The sequence below is a fragment of the Niallia nealsonii genome (assembly GCF_002835805.1).
In the GTDB taxonomy this organism is placed as follows: Bacteria; Bacillota; Bacilli; order Bacillales; family Cytobacillaceae; genus Niallia; species Niallia nealsonii.
In genome coordinates, this window is sequence record NZ_PISE01000025.1 from 54,754 (window position 1) to 76,122 (window position 21,369).

Sequence of the window (21,369 nt, forward strand, 5' to 3'; positions counted from 1 at the left end):
ACCAATTATAAATGATGACGTTAGAGCAACTAATACCCCAAAACTGTTACAGTAGATGCAGCTTATAAAATACCAGCCATTACGAACTACTTGATGAAAAATGACATGACTCCTGCCTTACCTTACACAAGGCCATGTACAAAAGATGGTTATTTTCGAAAACACGATTATGTGTATGATGAGTACTTTGACTGTTATATTTGATTGAAAGAAGAAACACTAAAGTATTCCACCACTATGAAAGAAGACAATCGTCAATATAAGTCTACTTCTTGTATTTGCGAGAATTGCCCTTTCCTCTTACCATGTACACAAAGTCAGTCCCATCAAAAACTGATTCAAAGACAGGTATGGGAAAAGTATATGGAAGAAGCAGATCATCTTCGTCATCAACATGATATGAAACAAATATATGCCAAGCGAAAAGAAACGATTGAGCGAGAAAAGAAAAGAAAAGCATGGCATGTGTTGGACAACTTTAAGGGGACTCAAAAAATTGTCGATGCTTACTTTCGCTGCCATAAATTTAAAAAAGATGGCGAATTGGACTTGGGCAAATTCTAAAATAGCCTAAAAGAAAGACTATTTTAAGACCCATCTTTCAAAATTTCGAAAAAATTGGTAACAAAATGAAACTTAATCTGAAAAGGAGTTCAGAATGAGACTATTCTGAACCCCTTTTGTCGATAAACTGAGAGGAGAATATTTTATCATTCTCCTCTTTTTTGCCTTTCTATTTCTAATTGTAATTTTCCTTCTGGTGCAAATTCAGCTTCCCAATGTGGGGGTTTAATAATTTTTCCGTCGCCTTCTCTAAATCTTGGTTTTCCATCTGGAAAAAGTTTGCCCATATTGGCATTTTGCACGATTTGAAATAAATTAAAAGGCTCCACTCCAGCAATCACAAAACTGCCTTGATTAAAGTATTCAATATCTGTTAATGCATCCATTTGTGCTACTAATACATCATCTACTGGTTTTTTTTCTGCTGTTATTTTCTCTGCGGCCTTTTCTAGGCCTAAAAGCAGCCCTTGGAATAGTTCTTTGAATTTATCTTCTTTGCCTGCTGCTGTGGCATAAAGAAATTCAACTATTTCCTCTCCAGTCCAAACAGCCCGATTGAGTGCCGTTTCTTCTGATATAGCAGTTGGACTATTTTTCACTTCATGTCCAAATGCTTGATGAAATTCTTTCACCATATAATACATTTTATTATTTTCTTTACACATACTGACAAAAACTCCTTACCACTGTTTATTCTTTTATATTTTATCACTAAAAAATGGATTGTTCCCTATTTTTTTAAACAAGTAGTCATTTTGCGGCTCAAACGGAAATAACCTTTTATATAACAGTTTATTGCCTAAAAAAATTCAGACTATTACATAAGATTAGCAAACATTAATTTACTAGCATTTACAGCCCTGTTATAATACTAGTTAGGAAAGAGGTGTTTTTAATCAATGGAGATATTTAATTTGATGGAATTATCAGAAATAATACATCATGTCGAAATTGAAGGACAAGGAGGTATTTTTAAAGAAGAGACTGGCAAATTGCCAAAGGATTATCCAAAAGAATTTCTTAGCCGCTTATCAAATTACAGTACTAACAGTCAGCTAATTCAAAAAATCCATGGGTTATCAGAGGATGAAGCACTTCATATTTTTGTTAAATCCGTTTATGTTGTCCGTACAAAACAATTAGAAAGTGCTAGTTTCATAGAAAAAAATGGAATCATTTATAAAGTATTCGAAGACTATTTATTAGAAGCTCCGGCTCATTCCTAATATAAATAAATGTCCCTTAGAAGTTTATTGCAGCCTATTTTAATTGCGCAACTATTCAAGACTTCTAATGGGACATACTTAAACATTCCATCTAATTATACTATCAGCGGATATTTTTATTTATATGAATATTTTTTACTAATACTTCTATTGTATTTTTGTTGCTGTATAACTTTTCAAATTTTTTGTTTGCCAATAAATTATCTTTCCAATTAGTTTTTACTTTTTTCCCCTTCAATTCGTGAAAAATGTACATCTTCACACACACACCTTTCAACCATCGTTGTATTATATTTACCTCATTTCTGTTAGTCTTAAACCTCTTTTTTATTTTTATTAAAAAGCATCCTGATCAAGTGTATTCTCCTAAAAAATCATTCTATGCATTCTCCTATTAACAGGCAGTAACCCTAATCTTAAGGTGAAAAGAGAACAAAGAGAAATCTAAATGGATAAAAAATTTCCTTTATGAAGTTTCACTTTATTATGCCCATATCTTACATACAAATTGTTTTCTCTTAAAAATATCGGTAAAATAAAAAGAATCTATAAAAAGATTGGAGAGAAAAAGGTTGGAGATCCGGCAACTGACATACTTTATTGAAGTGGTAAAGCAAAAAAATATTACGAAAGCAGCAGAAATGCTGCATATATCCCAACCTGCTTTAAGTAAGGTGATTAAAAGTTTAGAAGAAGAGGTTGGCATTACCTTAATTCATCGTTCCAATAAAACCCATGAACTAACAGATGCTGGTCAAATTGTCTATGACTATGCTGTAAAAATCATTGCGCAAGTAGAAGAAATGTCTGCTACGCTTCATGATATGACAAATTTAACCCGAGGAACTATTACTATCGGCATTCCTCCTATTATTGGCAGTTTATTTTTTCCAAAAGTAATTGCTGCCTTTCACCGTGCCTACCCAAACATACATATCAATATTAAAGAATACGGAGCAGCTAAAGTGACCAAAAGTGTTGAAGAAGGAGAATTTGAAATTGGTGTATCTGTATTGCCAATCGAAAATGAATCGCTCCATATTTTCCCATTTGTGCAAGAAAAAATGAAACTAATTGTAAATGAACAGCATGAACTGTCTACAAGAAAAGTGGTCCATATGAAAGAGCTTCGCGATGTTGAATTTATTTTTTATAGTGAAGAATTCGCTCTTTATGAAATTATGCGAACAAAGTGCATTCAAGAAGGATTTGAACCAAAAATTATTTTTAAAAGTTCTCAATGGGATTTTATTGCTGAAATTGTTGCAGCTAATCTGGGAATCAGCATGCTGCCTGAATCGATTTGCAATAGAATTACCAATAAACATGTTCGAATTATCGACTTAAAACCTGTAACGAAATGGGAATTGGCGATTATTACAAAAAAAGATCGATATCTTTCTGTAGCTGGAAAAAGATTTATTGATTTTGTCATAAAATAAGGAGAAATCCAATAATTTCTCTTGACAAAAACAAAAGAGAAATGTAAACGTTATCCCTTTTGTGAAAGCCCTTTATTTTATCATTATAACTTTTTGTTATAATAAATATAATAACTATGTATTATACGAATGATAATAAGTAGCGTATGATTATCTTATCCAAAAAATAATTGATTTTATTTTTTACGAAAGAGAAGGTGATCATTTTGAAGAAATTTATTGTTATCCTATTACAAATTTTGTTTCTTCACGTATTTTTATTGTTAGGAATGGCAATTAAAATGATCATAGCACTCCCTATCCCAGCGTCTATGGTGGGGCTTATTATTTTACTTATCGCCTTATTCACTAAAGTAGTCAAAGTAGAATGGATAGAAAAAGGGGCAGCTTGGCTATTAGCTGAGTTACTGTTGTTTTTTATCCCATCGGCAGTTGGAATAGTGAACTATGATGAAATTTTTAATATAAAAGGAATGGAAACCATTCTATTAATTGCTATCAGTACTTTCGCTGTAATGGTTGCAACAGGCTATACAGCAGAGAAAATCTATAATAGAAAGAGAAGTCTTTCCAAATGAAAATTGTTTTATTGACAGTGCTCACCTATTTATTTTATCGTTTAACAAAATGGGGCTATAAAAAATGGAATAATCCGCTATTGCATCCATTGCTTTTAACGCCTATTTTATTAATTTTATTTATCAGCTTACTCCATATCTCGGCAGACAGTTATATGCAATCCTCTAAGATATTAACTCATCTATTAGGACCTGCAACGATTGCTTTTGCTGTTCCAATCTATAAACATTGGCATTTATTAAAAAAATACTTTGTTGTTATTATTATAAGTGTAACAACCGGAACATTAGTAGCAATTATTTCTTCTTATTTTTTATCCATTTTAATAAATCTTCAATCTGATTTTATTATTAGCCTTATTCCTAGATCTATCACTACACCGATTGCAATAGAAGTATCTGAGGAAATTGGCGGTCTTCCAACTCTAACAACTGTTTTTGTTATATTAACAGGAGTAATAGGAGGAATCATTGGTCCATATGCCATTAAGTTTTTAGCCTTAAAATCATCCATTGCAAAAGGTTTGGCATTAGGAATGGGAGCCCATGGTGTTGGAACATCAAAAGCAATGGAAATTGGTGAACAAGAAGCAACCTTTTCTACACTCGCGATGATTCTTGCAGCATGGATAACGGTTATTTGGGGAAGCTCTCTCATCCCCTTTTTAATGAAAGTGGTAAGCAGCAGCTAAAACTAAAAAAGGATAAAATCCAATGGATTTTATCCTTTTTATATCATTTATTTAGAATAGATGCTATTATTATTTACCACTTGAAGTTCCCTTGTCGTTGCTACCATGTCACTTCCGCAAATTGGGCACTTTGGTTTTTCACTGCTCTTAAAATTGTCCCTAATCCAGCATTTACATGTATCTGATACACAATCCCAAATCGCTACTTCTTCTTTCACAACTTCTTCATTATTTTTTCTGCCAAAACCCATTGCCAAATGAAGCACCTCCATAAAGTTTTTTTAATAAAAAAACTTATCGCTAGAAAACACAATTAATACCTAAGACAAGCAACTATTGTAAATTAAAAGAACTCATTCTTTCATTATAACACATCCTATAAAAATGTCAATATGCGGGAATTTCGCCAAAAATACTGTATACATACTCTCATATTTCCAAAGAAAGAATTAGCTTTTTGCCGATGGATTGTGCTATTATTTTTTAGTATGTACATATGAGGGAACTGCTTTTCTCTCCGAGGAGGATAAAAATAATGGAAATTAAAGAATATACGATTGAAAAAATTAATGATCCTACAGGAATTTTAACAGGTGAACGATATGAATACTTTTTAAGCTTAGAAGTAGAAGAAGAGGACGATCTTGCATCAGAGCAAGGTTTACAATTAAAAGTGTTGTTTTTCGTAGAAGAAGATCACGGAAAAATTTTAAATTATCACTTTTATAACAGTATCGAAGATAAATACTTGGACTTTGCATTAGAGGAAGAAGAATTAGCAGAAATAACTGCTTTTTGCAAAGAACATTTTACAGAAGCAGAATAATTTATGTTAATTCCTGCATCCATTTAGAACTAGAGAAAAGGACTATTCCATTATGCCGAATAGTCCTTTTCTTTTTAAGCCTCTACCGCTTTTCCATCTTCTACAATATGGTGCATTAGGTGGGCTAAATAGTGGATGGGGCCAAACGCATCTTCCTCTTCTTCCCCTTCTTCATCTAATTGCAAGTCATTCAGATGAAGTGCCACAAATTGATAAAAATCCTTTAATTCAAATGAATAACAAGCTGTTGGTTCTTCTTGTTCTTCCTCATACTGAAGAACTAAATAAGATTCTTTTCCAGATTCATCTACTGCATCAAAATAAATAAAAAAGCCGATATTTGTATCTAACTCAAACAGTTGTCTTGTTCCACCACTTGTTGCTGTGTTGAAATCTTCCTCATTTAATTTGGTTACAACTATATTGCCCATTCCGTCTTCTTTGTGAAATTCTACTGTATATTCTTTCATTTATTACACCTCTTTCATCAATCTATTGTATATAATCTTTTTGCCTTTAGCAAAACATAACTCTTGTTTTTTAAAACACTGTCTATCAGCTTTTTCGTTCAAATGGTTTAGACTTATACCCTTCTATTGATTTGTCTATTACAAAACAAAAACAAACGATTACATTCACTTCCACAAAAAAAGAGCCCACTAATTGGGACTCTTTGTTATAGTTAAGCTTTCGTTACATTTACAGCTTGTGGTCCACGTCCACCCTGCTCTATATCGAAATTAACTTCTTGGCCTTCATCTAATGTTTTAAAACCTTCTGTTTGAATAGCAGAGAAATGAACAAATACATCTTCTCCACCTTCTACTTCAATGAATCCAAAACCTTTTTCAGAATTAAACCATTTTACTTTGCCTGTTGCCATTATATATTGCCTCCTAGATTTAAATAAAGAAGGATATTCTTAAAAAATATCCTTCATTTATTCAGTATACCCAAATTTTGTCGATTTAATCGTTTATTTGAATAAAAATCTTATTTTAGGCAAAAAACTTAAAAATTGTTAATTATTAATTGCTTTTATTGCGGCTTCTGCTTCTTCTTTCTCCACCAGAACCGCCGCCGCGATTACGGTCATAAGTGTTGCGCTCTCCGCTAGGACGGTCACTGCGACGACGACGTCCACCGCCACCAGAACCAGAACGATACTCTTTTTTCGGTTTTTTCGAACGAAGTGGCTCAACAGCTGTTAATTTAACAGGTGTTGCATCTGGCTCTTTCGTTAACAGCTTTAATGCTGCAGCAAGCAATGTCACAGAATCCTGCTCTTCTAAAAGACTTTCTGCTACACGTTTGTATTCTGCATACGCATTTTCTTCTACTGTTTTTGTAATTTTATTGATCGTTGCTTGTTGACTTCCAGCTAATACATCTGTTAAAGATGGAATTGACTTTTTCGTCATTTTCTTTTTCGTTACATTTTCAATAATGCGCAAGTGATCTAATTCTCTTGGCGATACAAATGTAATCGCAAGACCTTTTTTACCAGCACGACCTGTACGCCCAATTCTGTGTACATAGCTTTCTGGATCTTGTGGAATATCAAAGTTATAAACATGAGAAACACCACTAATATCTAAACCACGTGCTGCTACATCTGTTGCTACCATAATATCGATTGTTTGTTCTTTAAAACGACGAATAACTTGATCGCGTTTCCCTTGTGGAATATCTCCATGGATACCTTCAGCTGAATAGCCTCGTTTAATCAAACCTTCTACTACTTCATCAACACGTTTTTTTGTACGTCCAAAAACGATTGCAAGTTCTGGTGATTGAATATCTAACAGGCTGCATAATACATCAAATTTTTGACGTTCTTGCACTTCCATATAATGCTGTTCAATATTTGTAACCGTCATTTCTTTTGCTTTTACTTTTACTATTTCTGGTTCTTTCATAAAACGTTCTGCCAATGATTGAATTCTTCTTGGCATAGTAGCAGAAAATAGTAAAGTTTGACGGCTGTCAGGCGTTTCACTTAAAATTCTTTCGATATCGTCGATAAAGCCCATGTTTAGCATTTCATCTGCTTCATCCAATACAATCATTTTCAAATCTTGCAAACGAATTGTTTTACGCTCGATATGATCAATTAAACGTCCTGGTGTTGCCGCAATGATTTCTGGCTTCTTTTTTAAGCCGCGGATTTGACGATTGATATCTTGTCCACCATATACTGGCAATGTACGAATTCCTTTAACTGCACCAATACGGTTAAGTTCTTCTGCTACTTGCACTGCTAATTCTCTTGTTGGCGCTAATACTAATCCTTGTATTGCTTTGCCTACTTCAATAGCTTCTAACAATGGTACACCAAAAGCTGTTGTTTTACCCGTACCAGTTTGTGCTTGTCCAATCATATCTTTGCCTGAAAGGGCGATTGGTAATGCTTGTGCCTGAATTGGAGTTGGTTCTTCAAACCCCATGTTCGATAATGCTTTTTCTAAACTGCTGCTTAAATTAAAATCTGAAAAAGTTGTCAATACTTTTTCCTCCTTATATTTGGCTCTGCAAATTGATACTGTCTAATGAAATGAACAAATGTCAAAGCATATAGAATGTTTTTTATACTGCAAAATTGTAATAATACAAAATCGTAATGTCAAAAAAACATGACAAAAAACCTTCATTTATTTTTCCCCAATGAAAAGAAAATATAATCTGTTTTGAAATATCTTTAGCAGAGCGTATTATTTTAAAAATGTATAAATATATACTCTCCATTTTACTTCACTTTTTTTCATTTCCAAAACAATAAAGATAATTTGTCCCTTATTCTATATACTTCAATAAGTGGGAAATAGGTGGATAGGAAACGGATGAAAGAAATGGAGTACATTAAATGTATAAATGAAAATCCTTCAAAAGAAAGGAATACTGTCGTTGTCAATAAAAAAGGTGATGCATTTTAGAAAGGCATCACCTTTTAATACAAAATCGCTTTAATTAAGCTTTAGCAACGTTAGAAGCTTGTGGTCCACGGTTACCTTCAACGATTTCAAAAGTAACTTCTTGGCCTTCTTCTAAAGTTTTGAAACCTTCAGTTTGGATAGCTGAGAAGTGAACGAATACGTCTTGACCTTCTGTAGACTCGATGAAACCGAAACCTTTTTCTGCGTTAAACCATTTTACTTTACCTGTGTTCATTTGTAAAACCTCCAAAATTGTGTTACACCTTTAAGCACCTAATATAACTTTTAGGAATCGATAAATCTTCGCTACATAAAAGGTCGTAGCCTTTATATGCAGGAATTAAATCGCCTACATCATTTGCAGCTACGACCACTTATCCATAAAACATATACCGAACTTAATTGCGTTACATATATCATATAAAATTTTTTTCTATTTGTCAAATAAACTTTTTTATTCTACTAAACTATTAAATGCTTCTTTCTGCTGAATCAACTGTATGCTTTAACAGCATGCTAATTGTAACAGGTCCCACTCCCCCTGGTACCGGAGTAATGGCAGAAGCTTGTTTCAAACATGCTTCATAATCAACATCGCCAATATTGCCTTTATTATAGCCTGCATCCAAAATAATTGCCCCTGGCTTTACCCAATCTCCTTGAATAAAATTAGGTTTTCCTACAGCTGCAATGATAATATCTGCTTGTTTTACATGACTTGCAAGATTTTCCGTACGAGAATGGCATGTTGTCACTGTTGCATCTGCGTTTAGCAATAATGCTGAAACTGGTTTTCCAAGAATTGGACTTCTACCGACTACAACAGCATGTTTGCCACTTGCATTAATATTATAATATTCCATTATTTTAAGAATCGCTGCTGGTGTGCAGGATGGGTATTTTCCAAATCCTAATGCTGTTTGTCCATATCCGAAGCTTGTTACTCCATCTACATCTTTTTCAATATCAATTGCTTCAAATGCTTTTCTTTCATCGATTTGATGCGGCACAGGATGCTGCAGCAAAATTCCATGAACATTTGCATCTTCATTTAATTGGTAAATAACGTCTAGCAATTCTTCCGTTGTCGTTTCTTTATCTAAATGAATTTTTTTCGAATCGATTCCAAGGCGCGCACATGCATTTCCTTTCATTTTCACATACGTTTCACTCGATGAATCATCCCCGACTAAAATCGTTGCTAAACAAGGAGTGATCCCTTTTGTTTTTAAGTCTGCAATTCTCGCCTTTAATTCTTCCTTTACTGCATTTGCTACTGCATTTCCATCTAGTATAAGTTTCTCAGTCATATATATCCCTCCGGAAAAATGTTAAAAGATGATTATTTGCATCTTTTGCCCAGACGACCGGCGATACATACACAGCTCCCATATGGTTAGTTCCATTATTGTCGTCAGTTACTGTGTAATTTCTTTTACAAACGTATCATAACATAGCTTCTTTGCAATTTAAATATTGTTTTTTTTAAACTATCTATCTTTTTAAAAAATAGCAGAAGCAGTATGCATAATAGGCCTTTTGCTGTCACCTTTTAATAGACATAAAAATTACTGTATAATAAAAAAACAGTGCCTTTTTAAAAAGGAAACACTGTTTTTATGTGGCATATATTTAAGGAATAACACTTTTTCATGCAGTCAAAAGAAATTTCGAGTCGCACAGAAAAACTAGCGTGTTTTCGCCTAAAACAATGAAAGCCCTACCTCTCTTTCATCCTTACGGTTCCTAGACCGTGCCAGTTTGAATTTAGGATGTTTCATAAGAACGGCAAAAATACATTACTGATTGTATTAAAAAAATGGAAGGATTAATCCGCTAATTATAGAAGAATAAGAAATGTGTTTTTGAAGATGGTTTGAAGTGTAAATCTAATTTTGCAGTTTGTTCCTTATTGTGTTTACATGATGTTTAACTTACACATTATTACATAATTCCGTTCTGAACCTCAAATACATACAAGTAGTATCATATCCTATTATTCACAAATAGTCAACCAAAGACCATTTGTGAATAATAGGCATTTTTATTTCAACCATCTCGTCAAGCTAATTTCGCCTTGTTTTCTTCATCCTCTGGTACAGTTGCATTTAAAATTTCTTTTTCCAATTCTTTTGTGAATTTATCCCTTTCTTCCTTGCTCCAATTCAAATATTCTTCCATATATTGAACAACCTGACTTTTATAAGTCTGTACTTCTTGTATATGAAATAAAATCAGCCCTGTTCTTCTTAGCAATACATCCACAGGTGTTACAGCCATTTCTCCTTCCATTGCATAGCGGATCTTTGCCCATAAAAGCATTGGCAAGGAATAGAGTACCGCCTCTTGTTTATTTTCTTTCACCAATTGATAGATGGACTCTGCATTGCTTCCGTATTTATTGACAATTGCCAATGCATCTGATTCTGTCAGACCGGCATCTACTCCTTTTTCCAGGTGTTTCAGCTGAAACTCCTTAAAATGCGTTGCCCCCCCTACATCGCCCCCTGAAATAGGCAAATGTTTGGTTAGACAAGATCTGAATGTTTTTCCATTTTTCTCAAAATGTTTGGCAACTAAATCCGTAACCGTTTGAGCCATTTTTCGATAGCCTGTTAATTTCCCTCCTGCAATCGTAATTAAACCAGATTCAGATTCCCAAATTTCATCTTTGCGGGAAATCTCCGAAGGGTCTTTTCCATCTTCTAATATTAAAGGCCTGACTCCCGCCCAGCTGGACTCAATATCTGCTGTAGAAATTTTTACCGATGGAAACATGTAATGAATGGCATTTATTAGATAGTCCCGATCCTCCACTTGCATGGTTGGACTAACAGGGTCATCTCCATAAAATGTATCCGTTGTTCCTACATATGCTTTTCCTTCTCGTGGAATGGCGAAAACCATGCGCTTATCTGGTGTATCAAAATAAATAGCTTGCTTTAATGGAAATTTACGTTGATCAATTACAATATGAACCCCTTTTGTTAATTGAAGCGCTTTTCCCTTTTTGCTGCCATCGATTTCGCGAATGGTATCTACCCATGGACCTGCTGCATTCACCACATATTCAGCAAAAATAGAGTATTTTTCCCCTGTCAGCATATTTTTTACAAAAGCTCCATTAATTTTCCCTTTTTTATCATAAAGCAGCTTTTCCACTTTTGTATAATTAAGTGCATCGGCTCCTTTTTCGATCGCTTTTTTCATGACTTCTATTGTTAATCGACTATCGTCTGTACGATACTCTACATAATAGCCGCCGCCTTTTAAATTTTCTTTTTTTATTAACGGCTCTTTTAATAAAGTTTCTTCTTTTGAAAACATTGTTCTACGCTCTGCTTTTTTTACCCCTGCCAGAAAATCGTACACTCTAAGCCCGATGCTTGTTGTAAACTTGCCGAAAGTTCCCCCTTTATGAAAAGGAAGCAGCATCCATTCAGGTGTTGTAACATGTGGACCATTTTCATATACAACAGCTCTTTCTTTGCCTACTTCTGCTACCATGCCAACTTCTAGCTGCTTTAGATACCTAAGACCACCATGAACAAGTTTTGTTGAGCGGCTTGATGTACCCGCTGAAAAATCCTGCATTTCGACAAGGGCTGTTTTCATCCCTCTCGTTGCCGCATCAAGAGCGATTCCAGCGCCCGTTATTCCTCCCCCAATGATTAATACTTCATATTTATGCGTCTTTAATTGTTGTTCTATTTCTTGTCTATTTGTCATTTGCATGTTTATTCCCCCAATTGATTCTATTAGTAAAAAACAAAAAGAGACCACAAAGCAACATTACCAGTAATTGATAACGACTTGTGGTCTCTCCATTTTCTCCAGACATATTATTAACTTAATTTGATTATACCATAAAAATCTATATTTTCATAGTATTTACAATATTTTTATAAAAATATTTTTCTTAGTTCGATCTGATAGACCTTTCTTTTTATTTATTTAGGATGTTTTCTAAAAGATTGTTATTTTCCGGATAGTTTCCACGAGTAAATCCATGGTTAACATAGATTGATTGGAGTGAAAGGTGCGAGACTCCTGTGGGATTAGCGGGACAGGAGAGACCCCGCAAGGCCACAGCCTGAGGAGGCTCACCGCCTGCCCCACAGAAAGCAACCTGCTTCTTTAAAAGCAACAAAGTTTACGAAAACAGCCTTTATTTAAAAGCCATTGTCGCATGGATAGCCTTTTTCCAGCCTCCATATAACTCTTCCCGTTCAATCAGATCCATTTTCGGTTCAAAGGACTTTTCCAATCTCCATTTTTCGGAAATTTCCTGCTGATCTTTCCAAAATCCAACTGCTAAACCCGCTAAATAAGCAGCACCTAAAGCGGTTGTTTCATTGATAACAGGCCTTTCTACTGGAACATGGACAATATCGCCTTGAAATTGCATTAAAAAATCATTTTTTACAGCTCCTCCGTCCACCCGCAATGTTTTCACTTTCATATTAGAATCGCTCTGCATAACAGAAAGCACATCCCTTGTCTGATATGCCAAAGATTCTAAGGTTGCTCGGATAAAATGCTCTTTTGTTGTGCCCCTTGTCACTCCAAATACCGCTCCTTTTACATCACTATCCCAATAAGGAGTACCCAGTCCAACAAAAGCCGGCACAACATAGACTCCATCAGTAGAGGAAACGCGGCTGGCATATAATTCGCTATCTTTTGCATCTTTTATCATTCTTAAACCGTCTCTAAGCCATTGAATAGCAGAACCTGCAACAAAAATGCTGCCTTCTAATGCATATTCAACTTTTCCATTTAATCCCCATGCTATTGTTGTTAATAGTCCATGCTCTGATTTTACTGCTTTTTCTCCTGTATTCATAAGCATAAAACAGCCAGTGCCATAAGTATTTTTTACCATTCCCTCTTCAAAACACCCTTGCCCAAAAAGGGCTGCCTGCTGATCCCCTGCCACTCCTGCAATTGGAATATTTTGACCAAAAAAGTGATAATCCACGGTGTATGCATAAATTGCCGAGGAAGGTTTTACTTCTGGAAGCATTGATTTTGGCACTGTTAAAATATCTAATAATTCATCATCCCAGTGTAAATCATAAATATTAAACATCAGCGTTCTGGATGCATTCGAATAATCGGTTACATGAGCTTTCCCTCCTGAAAGTTTCCATATTAGCCATGTATCAATCGTACCAAACAACAATTCTCCATTTTCTGCTTTCTGTCTAGCTCCCTCTACATGATCTAAAATCCATTTGACTTTTGTTCCAGCAAAATAAGCATCAATTAATAATCCTGTTTTTTCCCGAAAAAGTTCATTATATCCTTGCTCCTTTAATTCTTCGCATATTTCTTTTGTTTGTCTAGATTGCCAAACAATCGCATGATAGACAGGAATTCCTGTTTTTTTATCCCATACAACAGCTGTTTCTCTTTGATTGGTGATACCGATTCCTGCAACTTGTTCTGCCTTTATATCAGACTCAGACAAAACTGTTGCAATCACAGATAAAATAGAGCCCCAAATTTCACTTGCATTATGCTCTACCCAGCCAGGTTTAGGAAAAATCTGCGTGAATTCTTTTTGAGCCGAATGAACAATTTCCCCTTTTTGATTAAAAAGAATAGCGCGAGAACTAGTCGTTCCTTGATCTAATGATAAAATATATTTCTCCATGTTAATCCTCCTAAAAAATGTTAATTTTATTATTTTCGACTTGCCTAGTTAAATAAATTGATTATATGTATTAAGCTGCTTTATTTACTATCATCCTGCTTTTATTATTAGAAGCAAAAAAAGCAGCCGCTAGTATAATGATATTGGCAGCAATTACTATCCAAAAGCTTGTAATCATAACCCCATTATAAATGAAGGGATAGAAAACCGCTGCTAAAGAAGCTCCCATTATTGGACCTACAATCGGTACCCAAGCATATCCCCAGTTAGACTTTCCTTTTCCCGCAATCGGCAAAATAAAATGGGCAATCCGTGGACCTAAATCACGGGCAGGATTAATTGCATATCCTGTTGTTCCCCCAAGAGACATGCCAATTGCCACAATTAATAATCCTACTGCAATCGGGTTTAATCCTTCTGCAAACTTATTGGCTCCAATAAACAGCAACCCTAATACTAAGGTAAATGTGCCAATCGTCTCACTTAATAGATTGGAAAAAGTATGTGGAATCGCTGGACTTGTTGAGAACACGGCTAGTTTTGCACTTGGATCTTCGGTTGCTGCCCAATGAGGAAGATAATGTAAATAAACAATAACTGCTCCTATTAATCCACCGATCACTTGTGCAAGTATATAACCTGGAACCTGATGCCAAGGGAAGTCTCCTGAAATCGCAAATGCAATGGTAACGGCTGGATTTAGATGTGCACCGCTAATATTCCCAACAGCAAAAGCTCCCATTACAACAGCTAGCCCCCATGCGATGGTAATAACAATCCATCCGCTACTATTAGAAAACGTTTTCTTTAAATTCGCACCTGCTACTACTCCTCCACCAATTACAATCAAAATCATCGTGCCAACTATTTCTCCCAAAAATGCTGTCATCGTTTTTCCTCTTTTCTTTTTTCACCCATTAATATACGTGAATTGTGCCAATTGTTCTACAATCAGAAAATTTTGGATAAACAAGAAAAAAGGAGAAACACATCAGAAATTTCTCACATACATAATATGTGATTTCTGTTTGTGCATCTCCTTTTTCTCCGACACATACATTAACTTGTAAATTTATTTTATTACACATTGAAAACGCTGTCAACTGATTAAAAAGATTTTTATTATTAAAATAATGCTTTTGTTGATTATGTTAGCTGAAGGACGCAACTCCTGAATAAAACTGATTTTTTGCACGCTATAGCAAACCTATTTAAAGTTTTCCCAAAGTTCTTTTTTGGACGTGGTGATTCCTGCGGCTCCAGCTTTTAATGCATTTCCCACATCCTCTTTAGTCCGAATCAATCCCCCTGCTAAAATCGGTGTATCTAACTTCTCTTTAATTTCTGCAATCATCCAAGGCATAGCTCCCGGCAATACTTCAATATAGTCAGGCTGCGTCCTTTTTACGAGCTTAATGCTTTTTTCAATCGCATGGCTGTCAAGCAAAAATACCCTTTGTATCGCCAGCACATGCTTTTGTTTTGCTTTTTGAATAACAGATGATTTCGTCGAGATTAATCCATATGGTCTAAACTCCTGGCAAATATATTCAGTTGCAAAATCGTCGCTTTTTAGTCCTTGAATTAAATCCACATGATAAATCATTTTTTTTCCTGCTTGTTTTGCCATAGCAGCTATATTTTTTAATTGAGAAATATGAATTTCTAAAAATACGCCTATTTCAAAATCACTTTGTAAAAATTGTTCAAATTCTTTCATATTTGCAGAAGCTGGAATAATTTTCTGTTTCATGTTTCTCCCCACTAAACTAAATTTCCATTGAATTTTCCCTTTATCTACCTGTTTTCTCTTCATAATAATGAAAAACAATGATACAAATAAACAAAAATGCCATGCCGACTGAATAGCCTCCAAGCACATCTGTCGGAAAGTGTACACCTAAATAAATTCGGCTTATACCAATAAGCAAAATAAACAGACAAAAAACAAAAACAGCAATTTTTCTTAATTTAGATGGCTTCATTAAATGAAGGACAACAAATGCCAAACTTCCGTAAAACAAGAGCGACCCCATTGAATGACCACTAGGGAAACTATAACTTTTTTCTATGACAATCGGCAATATATCAGGACGCTCTCGTTTAAAAAACCACTTTAAGCCTTTATTTAATAAGGCGCCCAATCCAGATGCACCTAATAAAAAAATTGCTAGGGCATATTTTTTCTTCCAACATAACAAACAAGCTATAATGATTAATACAGTAGCAATCCACTTTATAGATCCAAAAAAACTAATAGCTATCATCACGGCAGTAAAGCGGTCAGAAACAAAGGATTGAATAAATGCAATCACATTAGAATCGAATACAATGATATCTTTGCTTGTTACCCATTTGGCAATTCCTATAAATGCAGCGATTCCAGCCAATATAATAAATAAAATGAGAGAAATGTATCTCCTCGTCATTTGACTTTCTCTTACCATCTGCTAATATTCTCCTCCTAATCTTTATATATCGCCTCTTTCTTAGTATGCAGAATTCTATGTTGATTACATACCCACAGATAAAGGTTTTATCATAAAGACAAAATCCCCTTATTTAGGTGCACGAAAACCTGCTGCTTGGGCTTCTTTTTCTGTGCAGAACATTTTTTCCGCTTTTGTTTGTTTATACCAAGGAGAATCAGGAGTATGATAGATTTTATCATTCGCTGTTATATTCCCTTTAATAAGGCAGCCCTTCCCTTGTTCCTTCTCTACCTCTTCTTGAGAATCTTCGGTAATAACTTCTTTATGAAACCCATCCTCTTGAGCGTAATTCTCTACAGACCATATTCCTATCCCTGATTTTTGCGCTTCTTTTTGAATGTCGGTGAAAACATCGACATATCTCGTATTAGGATCGTAAATATATGCTACTCTCGCTAAACCTTTTTTAAGCAATTGTTTTTGCACCATTTCTCCATCTGCATATACATATGCCAGCAGTCTCCCATATTTATCTCGATTTTGGCCGATATCAAACTCTAGCTGCAGTTTGTCTGCATCTTCGACTAATTGTTTCGTAAATTCTTTTGCTTCTTTTCCATACGGCTGTATTCCTAACCGAGGATGAGCCGTTTCCGGTGTATCTACAAGTAAAAATCGTACACTTTCTTTATTTCCTTTATATATTACTGAAATAGTATCCCCATCAATTGCTTTATCTAGTGTAACATTAACCTGTTTATTATCCGATTTTTCTTCTACAGCTGAATCCATTAATGAGCAGCTCGTTAAAACTAAAAATATAAACAGGATAACAACATATCTATATAAATTTTTCATCTAAAGACCTCATTATCCTTTTATTTAAAGCGAAAATTTTTAATCCCTTTATTTTTTCAAAAATAAGAAGCTGTCTCTACTCTTGAACAAGATTTGTCAAAAGAGTGAAGACAGCCTTTTACATACTAACCTTTGTATTACACAAGTTTCTCTTGTATATATTTTTGTGCAGATTGTTGAAGTTTTTCATATTTCACTGTTTCTGCTTCATTCACCTTTTTCTCTATAATAGAAAAATCTTCTGTATTATCTAGCTCTACTTCTATCTTGGCATCATATACATATGTTGCGTTCCCAATTAAATCAATGCGATACTTCCCATTTTTTTCATGGACAAATGTGCGAACTTTCCCCCCATTATTATATACATCTATATATTCGCCCACTTGATTAAAATCATTTAAAATCGTTACAAGCGAAGATGCAGACATGGCTGTTCCACAAGCATTTGTAAAACCAACTCCTCTTTCAAATGTGCGAACGTAAATGCTTGCTTCATCTAAAATAGATACAAAACTAACATTTACTCCATCTGTAAATAACTCATTGGGACCATTCACATATTTGCTCAACTTTTCTTGCAAAGGGGAGTCGATTTGTTGTTTATTTACAATGGAAATTAAATGTGGATTAGGAACTGCCAATGCCGTAAAATATAATTCCTCATTTAACGCTTCCAGCTTTTCATTCTTTAATGTCGGTTGTTCAATATGCAATGGCAAATCTGCCACATCAAATGATACTGGTGATATTTCCACTAAATAAGTTGGAATTTCCGGAAAAATATCTTCCTCTCTTTTCACTTCTAAATGGGCTTTCATTGTTTCAATAACTGCTTCTTTTACATCCAATAGTTCACAAACATAACGGGCCACACAACGAATTCCATTTCCGCACATGGAAGCTTCTGATCCATCTGCATTAAAAACGCGCATTTTCGCATGACAGTTCTCACTTTCACTTGGCAGCACAAACAGAATACCATCTGCACCCAGAAGAGAACTGCGGTCACAAAATGCCTTTGCCAATTCTGCCCGATTAATTTCTGAAAAACGATAAGGATTAGAAATTTCATCTATAATAAGAAAATCATTTCCGCTGCCATGGCATTTCGTTACTTTTATTTCCATATTAATTCCCCCAGATTACCTCAATTAGTCTCTTTCATTGTACTAATGCATGCATAAATCCGCAATTATCTTTTCAGATATTTTATAAAATAGATATAACTCCGAACTAGCTAGCAGATTAACGATGCTTCAAATAAATGATATAATCAGCTGCTAGTTTTCTTCTATCATCTGTTTAGCCCAATTTAATGATTCTCCATATGCATTAAATACATCTTTTTCCTTAATCATTAATCCCTTGCAAAATGCGCTTATTGTCTGCCACTGCACCTTTTCAACTGCAAAAACTAGGTCCAGTACTTTTCTTTGATCATTTCTTTTGCCATTTAGAGCATCTTCAATTTCTTTGTCCAATGGCAGCTGGTTCAGTACTTCGCTCATCGACAAGTTTAGAATCCTATCCATAAGAGAAAACATACCTGTTAAAAAATAGCCAGATAAAGAGAAGCCGACAGGTAAAAGCTTCGCAACCTCCTCGCATATTTTCGCCCGCACTAAACATAACTTCATGACTTCTCCAGAGATTCCGTTTGATGAATCCTTCTCTCGAACCGCCAGTACACACAGCCATTTCTTTAGTTCAATAAATCCCAATAAAACAATTGCTTGTCTTATGCCGTTGACTTTATATTGTGATCCGCATCCTAATGTATTTACCAATTTTAACAATTTATAAGATAAGGAGACATTTTGTTCAATTAAATTGGCAATAATCTCAATATCTGGTTCTTTGGCTGAAATATTTTTTATTATTTCAAAATATGTATGTATATATGTTGGCACATTATGAGAAGAAGGAATAGCCGATTTTTTTAGCTTATTTATACTCTTGCATTGTCTCTATTTTTTCCGCCACCATCATAATATCCAATGATTTGCCAAGCGTTTCTAATTCCATGCGCATCTCTTTTATTGTATTTCTAAAATCAATTTTGATTATATCTGCAAGCAGCAATAGTTCTTTGGCATATGCATTTTCTTTTCGAAAAGTAAAATCATCCAAAGCAATTTTATATCCCATTGTTTTTAATTCTCTATATATATGAACAATCTTTTTGCTAGGCTTTATTGTTTCCAATAATTCAATGACGATATCTCTTGGTTGAAAGTATGCTGGCACACCCAATTCCAGCAAGTTTTCTGTAAAGTTAATAAAACAAGGTTTCCCAGCAGACATTTTTTCCATCCCAATGTTTAAAAACTATTGATGATAACATCAGCTGTTGCTTTATCTTCATTTACATCTGGAAATTCATTATTTTGATTATTCCGATAAAGAAGTTCATAGCCGTAGACTTCCTCCATTTTATTAAAAAGCGGTTGCCGAGCCACAAAAATTTCCATTATATCCTCCCGAAAAAAATGTTATATAAAGTGAAATTCAATCAAGCTTTTACTCAGCACGTTGTTACTCACCTAGATTTCTCCTATTCTCTTATCATCCCTTACGTAGGGGCAAAAGCTCGTTGATGCGTGATAAACTATTCTTTTTTATCCATTCTATCTATTCCTTCAAAAAACGTTTACATCGAAAAGAACGAAGAAAGCTCTATTCTTTGCCAAATAGACAAAAATAGAGCTTTCCAATCTAATCATTTGTTCCATCTTTATTATTTCAATGCATATATTGAAGCACGAAATTAATTAGAAATAAAGAAGATATTAAATATAGAGGCAAAGAAACTTCCTTTGCCTTTCCTAAAGCAATCTTTAAGATTGGGTATAATATAAAACCAATTGCCATTCCATCTGCAATGCTATACGTAAATGGAATCATTGCAATAATAAAAAAGCTTGGAAAACTTTCACTTAAATCTTTTACATCTAAATTACGGATATTCTGAAGCATAAGTCCGCCGATAATCATTAATATAGGGGCAATCGCACTGTCTGGTATAAGCTTAATAACCGGAACAAAAAAGATGGAACACATAAACAATAACCCTGCCACCACGGCTGTTACACCTGTTTTTCCTCCTGCTGCCATGCTTGCCGTACTTTCTACTGTTGATACAGTTGGACTGCTTCCCGTTAAACTAGATAAAAAAACAGAAATAGAATTTGCCTGAAATGCTTTTTTAAATTGATTTGGCCTTTTTAAATAGGTAACATGATTATGCACCAAACCGATATTTTCAAAGACCAACACCATCGTTAAGGAAAATACCGCAACCCAAAATGGAATTGTCATCACTTGTTCAAAGGACACATGCCCAAATACGCCTTTATATTCCTCTAATTGAATACTATTCCCTTTTGCCTTGCTTATATCTAATAATCCAAACATCCAAGAAATTGCAGTACCTACAATAATCGTAATTAAAAAGTTTCCTTTTACATTACGAAGAAACAAAATAATGCTCACGAGAAAGGTAAGAACGGTTGCCAACACATGTGGCTCACTAAAAGAACCCAGGGAAATTAAAGAATTGGTTCCTTTCTCAACAATTCCGCCTTTTTCTAATCCTATTAACATCAGAAATAAACCTAAACCAACTGTTATTGATTCTTTAAGGCTTGCTGGAATCGAGGCGCTGACAATTTCCGCCAATTTCGTAAAGGCCACAATCATAAACAGCAGCCCAGAAATAAATACTACTCCAAGAGCTTCCTGCCATGTGAGTCCCATCGACTGAACAATTGTATAAGAAAATAATGCATTAATGCCCATGCCTGGAACTAAAAGAACAGGTATTTTCCCTAAAAACCCCATTAATAAACAGCCGACAATAGAAGTTATAATTGTAGCAATAATGGCTGCTTCTAATGGAATTCCCGCTTCTGCCAGTATTAATGAATTAACAGCGACGATGTATACGACGGTAAAAAAACCGACTGTCCCTGCAAAAAATTCACCTTTCCATGTAGCATTTAATCTCCCCAATTGAAAATAATCATTAAGCCATTTTTTCATTTTTATTCATTACCTTTAAAACAATAGCCCTCTCCCTACCCGCTCCATCTTTAATCTAAATTAAAGGGAGCCACAAACAATAATTTTAACATTTTTCCATTAATATGCCAAATGT

Annotated in this window: 24 protein-coding genes, 1 pseudogene and 1 riboswitch; of the genes and pseudogenes, 6 read left to right on the forward strand and 19 right to left on the reverse strand. The window is 34.6% G+C overall.

What is annotated here, in order from left to right; translation table 11 throughout:
• Positions 1-36: 36 nt before the first annotated feature.
• Positions 37-574, forward strand: a pseudogene (locus tag CWS01_RS12270) (transposase); the annotation flags it as partial.
• 136 nt (positions 575-710) lie between these two features.
• On the opposite strand, the gene CWS01_RS12275 reads toward CWS01_RS12270, so the two are convergent.
• Positions 711-1,229, reverse strand: coding sequence for a pyrophosphohydrolase domain-containing protein (locus tag CWS01_RS12275; RefSeq protein WP_193603775.1), 519 nt, complete (start codon positions 1,227-1,229; stop codon positions 711-713).
• Between the two features lie 249 nt (positions 1,230-1,478).
• On the opposite strand from CWS01_RS12275, the gene CWS01_RS12280 reads away from it, so the two are divergent.
• The gene (locus tag CWS01_RS12280; protein ID WP_168714390.1) at positions 1,479-1,790 is read left to right on the forward strand and encodes a hypothetical protein; all 312 of its coding nucleotides are present in this window, start codon (positions 1,479-1,481) and stop codon (positions 1,788-1,790) included.
• Positions 1,791-1,893: 103 nt separating this feature from the next.
• On the opposite strand, the gene CWS01_RS22400 is transcribed toward CWS01_RS12280, so the two are convergent.
• Positions 1,894-2,046 carry a hypothetical protein gene (locus CWS01_RS22400; protein ID WP_157827641.1) on the reverse strand — a complete coding sequence of 51 codons (153 nt, stop codon included), beginning with the start codon at positions 2,044-2,046 and terminating at the stop codon, positions 1,894-1,896.
• Positions 2,047-2,362: 316 nt separating this feature from the next.
• Here CWS01_RS22400 and CWS01_RS12285 point away from each other — a divergent pair, with 316 nt between their 5' ends.
• From CWS01_RS12285 to CWS01_RS12295, 3 genes are all read left to right on the forward strand, one after another.
• On the forward strand, positions 2,363-3,232 hold the full coding sequence (locus tag CWS01_RS12285) for a LysR family transcriptional regulator (RefSeq protein WP_101177493.1): 870 nt from the start codon (positions 2,363-2,365) through the stop codon (positions 3,230-3,232).
• A 206-nt stretch (positions 3,233-3,438) separates the two neighbouring features.
• Entirely contained in the window at positions 3,439-3,810 is a 372-nt protein-coding gene (locus CWS01_RS12290; RefSeq protein ID WP_101177494.1) for a CidA/LrgA family holin-like protein, read from the forward strand.
• On the forward strand, positions 3,807-4,502 hold the full coding sequence (locus tag CWS01_RS12295) for an LrgB family protein (protein ID WP_101177495.1): 696 nt from the start codon (positions 3,807-3,809) through the stop codon (positions 4,500-4,502). Before CWS01_RS12290 ends, CWS01_RS12295 begins: the two co-directional genes overlap by 4 nt.
• A gap of 47 nt (positions 4,503-4,549) precedes the next feature.
• Here the strand turns inward: CWS01_RS12295 and CWS01_RS12300 are convergent, their stop codons facing one another.
• Positions 4,550-4,753 (reverse strand): cold-shock protein, encoded by a 204-nt coding sequence (locus tag CWS01_RS12300; protein ID WP_193603778.1) that lies wholly within the window; start codon positions 4,751-4,753, stop codon positions 4,550-4,552.
• Between the two features lie 284 nt (positions 4,754-5,037).
• Here CWS01_RS12300 and CWS01_RS12305 point away from each other — a divergent pair, with 284 nt between their 5' ends.
• Entirely contained in the window at positions 5,038-5,328 is a 291-nt protein-coding gene (locus tag CWS01_RS12305; protein ID WP_193603776.1) for a DUF6509 family protein, read from the forward strand.
• A gap of 74 nt (positions 5,329-5,402) precedes the next feature.
• Here CWS01_RS12305 and CWS01_RS12310 read toward each other — a convergent pair whose 3' ends face one another.
• The 16 genes from CWS01_RS12310 to CWS01_RS12375 all read right to left on the reverse strand — a co-directional run bounded on the left by CWS01_RS12310 (position 5,403) and on the right by CWS01_RS12375 (position 21,254).
• Positions 5,403-5,798, reverse strand: coding sequence for a cytosolic protein (locus CWS01_RS12310; protein ID WP_101177497.1), 396 nt, complete (start codon positions 5,796-5,798; stop codon positions 5,403-5,405).
• A gap of 212 nt (positions 5,799-6,010) precedes the next feature.
• Positions 6,011-6,211, reverse strand: a complete 201-nt coding sequence (locus CWS01_RS12315) for a cold-shock protein (protein WP_101177498.1) — start codon at positions 6,209-6,211, stop codon at positions 6,011-6,013.
• 145 nt (positions 6,212-6,356) lie between these two features.
• Positions 6,357-7,832: a DEAD/DEAH box helicase gene (locus CWS01_RS12320; RefSeq protein ID WP_205161149.1), complete on the reverse strand. Its 1,476-nt coding sequence runs from the start codon at positions 7,830-7,832 to the stop codon at positions 6,357-6,359.
• Between the two features lie 463 nt (positions 7,833-8,295).
• Positions 8,296-8,496, reverse strand: a complete 201-nt coding sequence (locus CWS01_RS12325; protein ID WP_101177499.1) for a cold-shock protein — start codon at positions 8,494-8,496, stop codon at positions 8,296-8,298.
• A 235-nt stretch (positions 8,497-8,731) separates the two neighbouring features.
• The gene (locus tag CWS01_RS12330) at positions 8,732-9,571 is read right to left on the reverse strand and encodes a bifunctional 5,10-methylenetetrahydrofolate dehydrogenase/5,10-methenyltetrahydrofolate cyclohydrolase (RefSeq protein ID WP_101177500.1); all 840 of its coding nucleotides are present in this window, start codon (positions 9,569-9,571) and stop codon (positions 8,732-8,734) included.
• Between the two features lie 40 nt (positions 9,572-9,611).
• A riboswitch (ZMP/ZTP riboswitch) is annotated at positions 9,612-9,693 on the reverse strand.
• Positions 9,694-10,322: 629 nt separating this feature from the next.
• Positions 10,323-11,996 (reverse strand): glycerol-3-phosphate dehydrogenase/oxidase, encoded by a 1,674-nt coding sequence (locus CWS01_RS12335; RefSeq protein ID WP_101177501.1) that lies wholly within the window; start codon positions 11,994-11,996, stop codon positions 10,323-10,325.
• Between the two features lie 433 nt (positions 11,997-12,429).
• Complete coding sequence (gene glpK, locus CWS01_RS12340; RefSeq protein ID WP_101177502.1) at positions 12,430-13,920, reverse strand: glycerol kinase GlpK; 1,491 nt, start codon at positions 13,918-13,920, stop codon at positions 12,430-12,432.
• Between the two features lie 70 nt (positions 13,921-13,990).
• On the reverse strand, positions 13,991-14,809 hold the full coding sequence (locus CWS01_RS12345; RefSeq protein WP_101177503.1) for an MIP/aquaporin family protein: 819 nt from the start codon (positions 14,807-14,809) through the stop codon (positions 13,991-13,993).
• A gap of 318 nt (positions 14,810-15,127) precedes the next feature.
• A complete protein-coding gene (locus tag CWS01_RS12350; RefSeq protein ID WP_101177504.1) occupies positions 15,128-15,673 on the reverse strand; it encodes a glycerol-3-phosphate responsive antiterminator in 546 nt (181 codons plus the stop codon).
• A gap of 40 nt (positions 15,674-15,713) precedes the next feature.
• Complete coding sequence (locus CWS01_RS12355; protein WP_101177505.1) at positions 15,714-16,367, reverse strand: phosphatase PAP2 family protein; 654 nt, start codon at positions 16,365-16,367, stop codon at positions 15,714-15,716.
• A 111-nt stretch (positions 16,368-16,478) separates the two neighbouring features.
• Complete coding sequence (locus CWS01_RS12360; protein ID WP_101177506.1) at positions 16,479-17,210, reverse strand: thermonuclease family protein; 732 nt, start codon at positions 17,208-17,210, stop codon at positions 16,479-16,481.
• Between the two features lie 137 nt (positions 17,211-17,347).
• Positions 17,348-18,340: a diaminopimelate epimerase gene (gene dapF, locus CWS01_RS12365; protein WP_101177507.1), complete on the reverse strand. Its 993-nt coding sequence runs from the start codon at positions 18,338-18,340 to the stop codon at positions 17,348-17,350.
• A gap of 153 nt (positions 18,341-18,493) precedes the next feature.
• Complete coding sequence (locus tag CWS01_RS22960; RefSeq protein WP_235852043.1) at positions 18,494-19,123, reverse strand: EAL and HDOD domain-containing protein; 630 nt, start codon at positions 19,121-19,123, stop codon at positions 18,494-18,496.
• A gap of 34 nt (positions 19,124-19,157) precedes the next feature.
• Positions 19,158-19,517, reverse strand: coding sequence for a YuxH family protein (locus CWS01_RS22965; RefSeq protein ID WP_235852044.1), 360 nt, complete (start codon positions 19,515-19,517; stop codon positions 19,158-19,160).
• A 17-nt stretch (positions 19,518-19,534) separates the two neighbouring features.
• The gene (locus tag CWS01_RS22970; protein WP_235852045.1) at positions 19,535-19,684 is read right to left on the reverse strand and encodes a hypothetical protein; all 150 of its coding nucleotides are present in this window, start codon (positions 19,682-19,684) and stop codon (positions 19,535-19,537) included.
• 271 nt (positions 19,685-19,955) lie between these two features.
• The gene (locus CWS01_RS12375; protein ID WP_101177508.1) at positions 19,956-21,254 is read right to left on the reverse strand and encodes an NCS2 family permease; all 1,299 of its coding nucleotides are present in this window, start codon (positions 21,252-21,254) and stop codon (positions 19,956-19,958) included.
• Positions 21,255-21,369: the final 115 nt, after the last annotated feature.